Source organism: Kineococcus vitellinus, from assembly GCF_009906315.1.
Classification (GTDB): domain Bacteria; phylum Actinomycetota; class Actinomycetes; order Actinomycetales; family Kineococcaceae; genus Kineococcus; species Kineococcus vitellinus.
The window spans coordinates 1-7,817 of sequence record NZ_JAAALL010000212.1; the positions used below are offsets into that span (position 1 = coordinate 1).

The 7,817-nt window shown below is 73.1% G+C and carries 8 protein-coding genes; 4 read left to right on the forward strand and 4 right to left on the reverse strand.

What is annotated here, in order from left to right; all coding sequences use genetic code 11:
- Nucleotides 1-79 precede the first annotated feature (79 nt).
- Nucleotides 80-1,096, forward strand: coding sequence for a pyridoxal-phosphate dependent enzyme (locus GTQ99_RS16530; protein WP_338075046.1), 1,017 nt, complete (start codon nucleotides 80-82; stop codon nucleotides 1,094-1,096).
- A 244-nt stretch (nucleotides 1,097-1,340) separates the two neighbouring features.
- Nucleotides 1,341-1,646, forward strand: coding sequence for a hypothetical protein (locus tag GTQ99_RS16535; protein ID WP_166616831.1), 306 nt, complete (start codon nucleotides 1,341-1,343; stop codon nucleotides 1,644-1,646).
- 101 nt (nucleotides 1,647-1,747) lie between these two features.
- Here the strand turns inward: GTQ99_RS16535 and GTQ99_RS16540 are convergent, their stop codons facing one another.
- Nucleotides 1,748-2,095, reverse strand: a complete 348-nt coding sequence (locus GTQ99_RS16540; RefSeq protein WP_166616832.1) for a VOC family protein — start codon at nucleotides 2,093-2,095, stop codon at nucleotides 1,748-1,750.
- 271 nt (nucleotides 2,096-2,366) lie between these two features.
- On the opposite strand from GTQ99_RS16540, the gene GTQ99_RS16545 reads away from it, so the two are divergent.
- Nucleotides 2,367-2,942 carry a hypothetical protein gene (locus tag GTQ99_RS16545; RefSeq protein WP_166616833.1) on the forward strand — a complete coding sequence of 192 codons (576 nt, stop codon included), beginning with the start codon at nucleotides 2,367-2,369 and terminating at the stop codon, nucleotides 2,940-2,942.
- Between the two features lie 409 nt (nucleotides 2,943-3,351).
- A complete protein-coding gene (locus tag GTQ99_RS16550; protein WP_166616834.1) occupies nucleotides 3,352-4,014 on the forward strand; it encodes a P-loop nucleotide/nucleoside kinase family protein in 663 nt (220 codons plus the stop codon).
- A gap of 155 nt (nucleotides 4,015-4,169) precedes the next feature.
- Here GTQ99_RS16550 and GTQ99_RS16555 read toward each other — a convergent pair whose 3' ends face one another.
- From GTQ99_RS16555 to GTQ99_RS16565, 3 genes are all read right to left on the reverse strand, one after another.
- Nucleotides 4,170-4,415 (reverse strand): SPOR domain-containing protein, encoded by a 246-nt coding sequence (locus tag GTQ99_RS16555; protein WP_166616835.1) that lies wholly within the window; start codon nucleotides 4,413-4,415, stop codon nucleotides 4,170-4,172.
- Between the two features lie 707 nt (nucleotides 4,416-5,122).
- Nucleotides 5,123-6,826 carry a DEAD/DEAH box helicase gene (locus GTQ99_RS16560; protein ID WP_166616836.1) on the reverse strand — a complete coding sequence of 568 codons (1,704 nt, stop codon included), beginning with the start codon at nucleotides 6,824-6,826 and terminating at the stop codon, nucleotides 5,123-5,125.
- Nucleotides 6,827-6,904: 78 nt separating this feature from the next.
- Nucleotides 6,905-7,771: a dienelactone hydrolase family protein gene (locus GTQ99_RS16565; RefSeq protein ID WP_420814576.1), complete on the reverse strand. Its 867-nt coding sequence runs from the start codon at nucleotides 7,769-7,771 to the stop codon at nucleotides 6,905-6,907.
- Between the last annotated feature and the right edge of the window lie 46 nt (nucleotides 7,772-7,817).

Sequence of the window (7,817 nt, forward strand, 5' to 3'; positions counted from 1 at the left end):
ACCGCACCGGCCGCTCCCGCCGCGGCCGACCCCCGCCCGGCTACGCTCCCGGCGTGAGCGCGCCCGAGGACGACCGGTCGTGACCGGCCCGCACGAGAACGCCCCGCGCGAGGGCGCCCCCGCCGTCCTGGGCTCGTGGCCGACGCCGCTGGAGCCCGCGCCCCGCCTGGCGGCGGCGCTGGGGCTGGGGCCGCAGGACCTGTGGGTCAAGCGCGACGACCTCGTGGGCCTGGCCGGCGGCGGCAACAAGGTCCGCAAGCTGGAGCACACGATGGGGGCGGCGCTGGCGCGCGGCGCCCGGGCGGTCGTCACCAGCGGTGCGCCGCAGAGCAACCACGCCCGCCTCACCGCCGCCGCCGCGGCCCGGCTGGGGCTGCGGGCTGTGCTCGTGCTGGAGGGCGAGGCCCCGGCCACCGCGGGCGGGAACCTGCTGCTCGACGGGCTGCTGGGCGCCCGCACCGTCTGGGCCGGGCACGTGGGCCCGCGGGAGCTGGCCGCCCGCGCGGAGGAGGAGGCGCAGGCGCTGCGCCGGGCGGGCACCGCGACCGAGGTGGTGCCCTTCGGGGGGTCCAGCGTGGTCGGCGCCCGCGGGTACGTGCGGGCCGGTGCGGAACTGCTGCACCAGCTGCCCGGCCTCGACGCCGTCGTGGTCGCCGTCGGTTCCGGCGGCACCATGGCCGGGCTGGTGCACGCCCTGGGGGCGCGGCGCGTCCTCGGCGTCGACACCGGCGCCGTCGACGACCCGCGCGAGCGTGTCCACGACCTCGTCGCCGGCCTGGCCCGCGAGGCGGGTTCCGACGTCCCCGCCGACGTCCCCGCCGACGTCCCCGCGCCCGGCGACCTGCGGCTGCGCCGCGACCAGGTGGGCGAGGGCTACGCCGCCCTGACACCCGCCGTGCGCGCGGCGCTGGCGCTGCTCGCGCGCACCGAGGGGATCGTGCTCGACCCGGTCTACACCGGCCGCGCCGCGGCGGGCCTGCTCGCCGCGGTGGCCGAGGGCGAGGTGCGCGCCGGGCAGCGCACCGTGCTGCTGCACAGCGGTGGGCTGCCGGGCCTGTTCGGCCACCCCGACGCCGCGAGCTTCGCCGCTCCCTGAGCGGGCCGGCCCGCGCCCTCACGGTCGGGGCCCGGGGCCGCCCCTCCGTGCGGTGGTCCGGATCCCGCTGCGCTGCAACGCAGCCGCGACCACCCCGTCGTAGCGGCGCGGCGCGACGGTACCGCGGGACGGAGCCGGGGCGCCGGGAAGAACCCCGGCGCGGCACGGCGCGCTCCCTGCGATGGCGGCCCGGGACGCCCCACCCGCAGGAGGGTTCTCGATCGTCAGGATCTGGCGCACGCAGGTGGACGCCGCGCGCGCCGCGGAGTACGAGCGGTTCGCCCGCGACGTGTCGCTGCCGGTGTTCCGCGAGCACGGGGGTTTCCTCGGCGCCCTCATGGGCCGGGACGGCTCGCGGTGCGTCGTCGTCACCTGCTGGCGCAGCCGCGCGGACGTCGACGCGCTGGACGCCTCACCGCGCTACCGCGCGCTCGTGGAGCGGATCGGCAGGACCGGTCTGCTCCTCGGGGAGCAGACCACGGAGGCCTTCGCGGCCCACCTCGGCGACACCGCCGCACTCCGGGCGCTCGACGACCCGGCGCCGCCGTGAAGGATCCACCGGGAACCGCCGGGCGCGCTCCGAAGCCCGTCCTGCGGGGCGAGGAGCGGCGACTCCACGCTCGCGTCGATGGCCGGATGGTCACACCGAGCTCAGGCGGGCTTGACCACGCACCACTCGTTGCCCTCCGGATCGAGGAGCACCTGGAACGAGCCGGCCCGGTCGCGGTGCACCTCGCCCACCCGTCGCGCGCCGAGCACCTCCGCCTGCGCCGTGGCCGCCTGGATGTCCTGCACCCGCACATCCAGGTGCAGGCGGTTCTTGACCCTCTTGGGTTCCGGCACCTTCTGGAAGGACAGCTGCGTCCACCCCGGCGGCAGCACGTACCACCACGACTCATCGCGCCCGACCGGCTCCCCGCCGAGGACTTCCGCCCAGAACGCCGCCAGCACCGCCGGCTGCGCGCAGTCGATCACGACCTCGTCGATGCTCCCGATCACGTACCCGAACGTAGTCCAGCGCCACACCCGATCGACCGCTCATCCCCGCGCTGCGGGGCGTCCGCAGTCGACGGCGACCGGAGCATCCGGCGACCTGCTCACACCGGCTGCCTCGATGGCTCAGCGAGGCAGCCGAGCTCTCCGAGTCATTCTGATCATCACCCAGGAGGTGAGGAGCTACCGTTGCCTCCAGGGCCATGTGCGCCCACCAAACGCCGAGGCGGCTTGGACCCCGGACAATAGGCAGTGAGGGAGGCGGTGACGAGTGGAGGTGGCGATGCAGCGACTGTCACTTGTCATGGCAGCTGCCGTGCTGCTGCTCCTGACCGGCTGCACCGACTCAGGAAGCTCAGCCGGCGCCTCACCGGAAACCTCAGCAGAGACGCCATCGGAACCTTCGACGCCTTCTGCGTGCGAGCCAGTGGAGCTCGGGCCAGTGACGGTGGAGGCGACCCTGATCCCCGACGATCCTGAGAACCCCGCGGTGATCATCACATCGCTGAGCGCCGCCGACGGCGTCGAGGACGCCGATGGCGGGCACCGGGTGAGCAGCTGCTCACGAACAGTCCTCGTGCTCAGCGTCCCCTCCGGCATGGTCACCCTCAACCCCGTCATCGATCGCCAACAGGTGACGGCGAACGGCAGGCACGTCAGCATCGACCTGGAGAACCAGGCCGCCGGCCACGGCGGTACACCCTCCGGTGATGTGAGCGCACCCTCAGGCTGGTACATCACCTACGTCAACGCCCTGCCCGGTACCTACGCCTGGTCATCTGCGGTGCAGTGGGTCACGGTGGACGGCAAGCCTGCCTGGGGTCACGTGAACGTCGCGCTCACCATCAGCTGAGCCCACTCAACGCCCCTGAGCCGGGCAGCCGCCGCGGATCAGCTTCAGCACTCGCTCCTTCGTAGGCGAGCCTGCAGCGTCCGATCATGGCGCGAGCTGAGTGTGGTCGTAGCCAGTGCACGGTCATCCCGCAGACCCCCTCGCGCGTCTGTCGATGAGCGAGGTCAGGCTGAGCGTGAAGATCATTCGGACAGGGGGCGATAGCAGCGAGATCAGCTTCACCCTCCGCGGTGGCCGCGGGCACGATTCGGGAGCTGACCAGACACCGCAGACCCGCTACGTTCGTTCCATGGAGTGCTTCCCCGCTACGCGCACCCGCTGAGGGTCAGCCGCCCGACGCCGGGCGGTCAGACGCCGACCACCACGCGGTGGCCGGCCATCTTCTGACCCTCAACCAGGAAGCAGCTCCATGACCACCTCGTCCACACCCCTGCCGACGCGCCGCGAAGCAGGCTTGACCGACCCCACCACAGACACCTTCACCACCTGCGTCGTCTTCATGCTGGGCTACCCCGGCATGGGCAAGCGGACCGTCGGTGGACAGCTCGCCCACCAGCTCGACGGCGTGTTGGTCGACAACGCGCTCATCAACCGGCCCCTGCTCGAACTCTTCCGATGGGACGGCGTGGAGCCCATCCCAACGGCGATCTGGGACTACGTGGTACCGATCCGCGACGCCGTCGTCCGCACCATCGAAGACCTCGCTCCAGCCACCAACAGCTACGTCTTCACCAACGTCATCGAAGACGGCCCCACCGCGGCCCAGCAGTACGACGTCTACCGGTCCCTGGCTCACCGGCGCGGGTCGCTGTTCCTCGCCGTCATGCTGACCTGCGACCTCGACGTGCAGGTGAGCCGGATCGGCAACCCCGACCGGGTGGCCCTGCGAAAAGGGTCGGACCCTGAGGGCTACCGCGAGTACACCCTGACCACGGACCTGTACCAGCCACCGCCGTCCGAGGTGATCTCCATCGACACCACTCAGACGGCACCGGCCGACAACGCCAGGCGCATCCTCACCGAGCTGCGTAGGCGTGGCTTCGTCGGCGGCATGCAAGCAGACGTCTCGTAGGACTCATGGGTGCTGGCGAGGAGGCGGCCACATACGGACGCCTCCCCGCCAGCCACTCGTCCCAGGCCATCCACGAGTTCACGGTCATCCCGCATAGCGGTGCGCTTGGTCATGCCGCCCTGCGCGGTCATGCCGCGCCGCGCGCCTGGGCGCACTCAGTAGCTGCCTTCGATCCTCGCCTGCGTCACCAGCTCCTCGTAGTGGTCACCGCCCTCGTCGACCACCTGCGGCTCCAGCACCGCGCTGGACCACGGGATCTCGCACGGACCCTCGTGCTCCGGCCCGGGGCACAAGGCTCTCGTCAGGCGCTCTTTCACCTCGAGCGCCTGTTCCCGCGTGGCCCACAGGCCGATGCGGATCTCGTAGGTGCCCTTGCCGTTGACCGGGTTGGTGGGAGCCACACCGCAACGGTAGTGAGCCGATCCTCCCTGGTCTCCTCATAAAGGTGATGCGAACTCACGGTCATCCCGCGATCAGCGTGATCATCTGAACAGGAGCAGGTCCCGCACCCGAAGCCACGCTGCGGTCTCCTCTCGATGCCACCCCATCCGGTGGAGGCCGTCGAACAAGAGTCCGGCCTCAGCGACGGCCTCCCGATCTAGCTGCCCTCCCGCGACGACGGTCTGCACACAGCCCGCCACGGTGCTCGCCGCACTCTGCAGCTCCATCCACTTCTCCCACTCATCAGCGGGAGCCTGGTCATCGGGCTGGCTCGAGCAAGCATCAGCGACATCCAGGGCGGCTTGCAGCTCTACGTCGGAGTGACCTGCCATCTCAGCAGTCTGGCGTCTTCACCGACCTCACGGTCATCCCGCGTTCAGCACGGTGATGACCTGACCCGGACGCACGACGGCCGCCGGGCTCTCGGGCCCGGCGGCCGTGGACGTGTGGTGGTCGGTCCGGCAGTCGCCTCTCGGCGAGAGGCCGCTCGAAGCGGCTGGAGGTGAGGCCCGGGGACGTGCAGCGGATCGACCACCCTCTGCAAGCCGGCGGCGGGCAGCGGCATTCCCGCTGCCACCGCGTCCCCGCGCAGCCCGTCGGACGTCCGGTCGTCCTGCGCTCCGAGCACGTCCGCACCGGGCGTCGGGACCACGACCCGCGGAGGGACCTAGTCCGAACCCCGGGCACCCGCCCCGTCGCGGTCGCGGCGCACCGTCGGCCGCCTGCCGCGCAGCGTCGCCCCGCGCAGGCCCCGGATGACCTCCTCGGCCTTGTCCGCGGGCACCTCCACCAGGGAGAACCGCTCGGTGATCTCGATGCCGCCGACGTCGCGGCCGGTGAGGGAGGACTCCCCGGCGATCGCCCCGACGAGGTCCTGCGGCCGGATGCCCGCGCTGCGTCCCGCGCCGATGAACAGGCGGGTCGTCGGGGAGCCGTCGCCGCCGGCCGGGCGGGCGCGCTCGCCGCGGGGTCCGCGCTCGGAGCGGGTGCCGCGCCCGGCGTCCCGGTCGGGCCCGGGGCGCTCGGCGGGGATGTCGACGTCCTCGCCGTCGCGGCCGCCGGTCGCCTCGTGGGCCAGCTTCACGGCCGCCAGGGCGATCTGGACGAGGTCGAACTCGTCGCCGAGCGACTCGACGACGCTGCGGAAGCGGTCCAGCTCGTCGGTGAGCAGGCTCTCGCGCAGCGCGGCCCGGGTCAGCTCCAGGCGCCGGGCGTGCAGGTCGGCGACCGTCGGCAGCGCCTCGACGGCGATGCGCTGGCCGGTGACGCGCTCGATCGTCTTGAGCATCCGGTGCTCGCGGGAGTCGGCCAGCGTGATGGCCACGCCCTCGCGCCCGGCGCGCCCGACCCGGCCGATGCGGTGCACGTAGGACTCGGGGGCGCTGGGCACGTCGAAGTTCACGACGTGGCTCAGGTGCTCCACGTCGAGGCCGCGGGCGGCGACGTCGGTGGCCACCAGCAGATCAGCGGTCCCCGCCCGCAACCGGCCCAGCACCCTCTCGCGCTGGTCCTGGCCCATGCCGCCGTGCAGGGCCTCGGCCCGGTAGCCGCGCCCGTTGAGGCTCTCGGTGACGGTGTCCACCTGCTCGCGGGTGCGGCAGAACACGAGCGCCGCGGTGGGGGCCTCGACGTCCAGCACCCGGCCCAGCGCGGTGGTCTTGTGCGCGCGGGGCACCAGGTAGGCGATCTGGCGGACCTTGGGCACCTGACCGGCCGCCACCGCCGGGCGCTCGATGCGCACCCGCACCGGGTCGCGCAGGTGGCGTCGGGCCAGCGCCGCCGTGCGCGAGGGCATCGTCGCCGAGAACAGCACCGTCTGGCGGTCCTCGGGGGCGGCGGAGAGCAGTTCCTCGATGTCCTCGCTGAAACCCATGTCGAGCATCTCGTCGGCCTCGTCGAGCACGACGGTGCGCAGCGCCTCGAAGCTCAGCGCGCCGCGCCCCAGCAGGTCCAGCGCCCGGCCGGGGGTGGCGACGACGACGTCCACGCCGCGCTCGAGCGAGCGCAGCTGCTGGCCGATCGGGGTCCCGCCGTAGACGGGCAGCACCCGGGCGCCGAGCTCGCGGCCGTACTTGTAGACCGCCTCTGAGACCTGCACCGCCAGCTCGCGGGTCGGGGTCAGCACCAGGGCGGTGGGGGTGCCGGGCCGCTCGGGCAGCGGCGCAAGGACCTGCAGCAGCGGCAGCGCGTAGGCGGCGGTCTTGCCGGTGCCGGTCGCGGCGACCCCGAGGACGTCGCGCCCCGCCAGCAGCGGCGGCACGGCCTCGCGCTGGATGGGCGTGGGCTCCTCGTAGCCGAGGGCGGTCAGCGGCCGCAGCAGCTCCTCCCGCAGGGCCAGGTCGGCGAAGGCGGGGTCCTCGGTCGGGCTCATGCCCCGAGTGTGCCCACTGCGCCCGCCGACCGCTCGGGCGCGGTCGGCGGGCGCAGCGGGCGCGGCGGGGCGGGAGGATCAGTACGGGCAGTTGCTGAGGTACTCGCTGATCGCCGTGGTGGCGCTCGGCGTCGGGCACAGGAACTGCGTGTAGCGGGTGTCGTCGTCCACGAACCGCTTCAGCCAGGAGATGCTGTAGGAGGCGATCGTGGTGTTGGAGCTGTTGGGCGCGAAGTGGCTGGCGCCGCGCAGCTCCAGGTAGGCCTTGTCCGTGGTGGCCGGCAGCGAGCGGTAGAACGGCTCCGAGTGCGAGGCGACGGGGGCCGTGGAGTCGTTCTGCGCGCCGATGACCAGCGTCGGGGTGGACACCTCCGGCCACGTCTTGTCGATGTTCCACGGCGTCATGCCGATGGCGGCCTGCAGCGAGGGGCGGTCCTTGGCGGCCTCCAGCGTCCCGCCGCCGCCCATGGAGTGCCCCATGACCGCGATCCGGCTGGCGTCGACGCGCGAGCGCACGCTGCTGGAACCGGTGAGGTGGTCGGCGGCGGCCAGCAGCTGGTCGCCGCGGCTGGCGGGCTGGTCGTAGCGGCTGAGGGTGTCGATGGTGAACACCACGAAACCCTGCGAGGCCAGGCGCGGGCCCAGCCAGGCGATGCTCGACTGGGAGGCGGTGTAGCCGGGGGCGATGACGACGCCGCCGAAGGTCCCGGCCGTGGTCGTGCTCGGGTAGTAGATCGTGCCGCCGCCGAAACCGCGCGCGGAGAAGCCGGAGACCGTGGTGGTGGAGACGGCGAAGGAGCCGCGGGTCGCCTGGATGCTCGAGGTCGTGGGCGCGGGACCGCGTTCGTAGGGGTTGTCCGCGGCCTGCGCGGGGGCCTGGGCGGTGACCAGGGGGATCGTCACCGCGAGGGCGGTGGCGGCCAGCGAGGCGCGGACGCGCTGCATCGCGCGGGGCTTCGCGGGCTGGGGCGTGCGGAGCATCGGTTTCTCC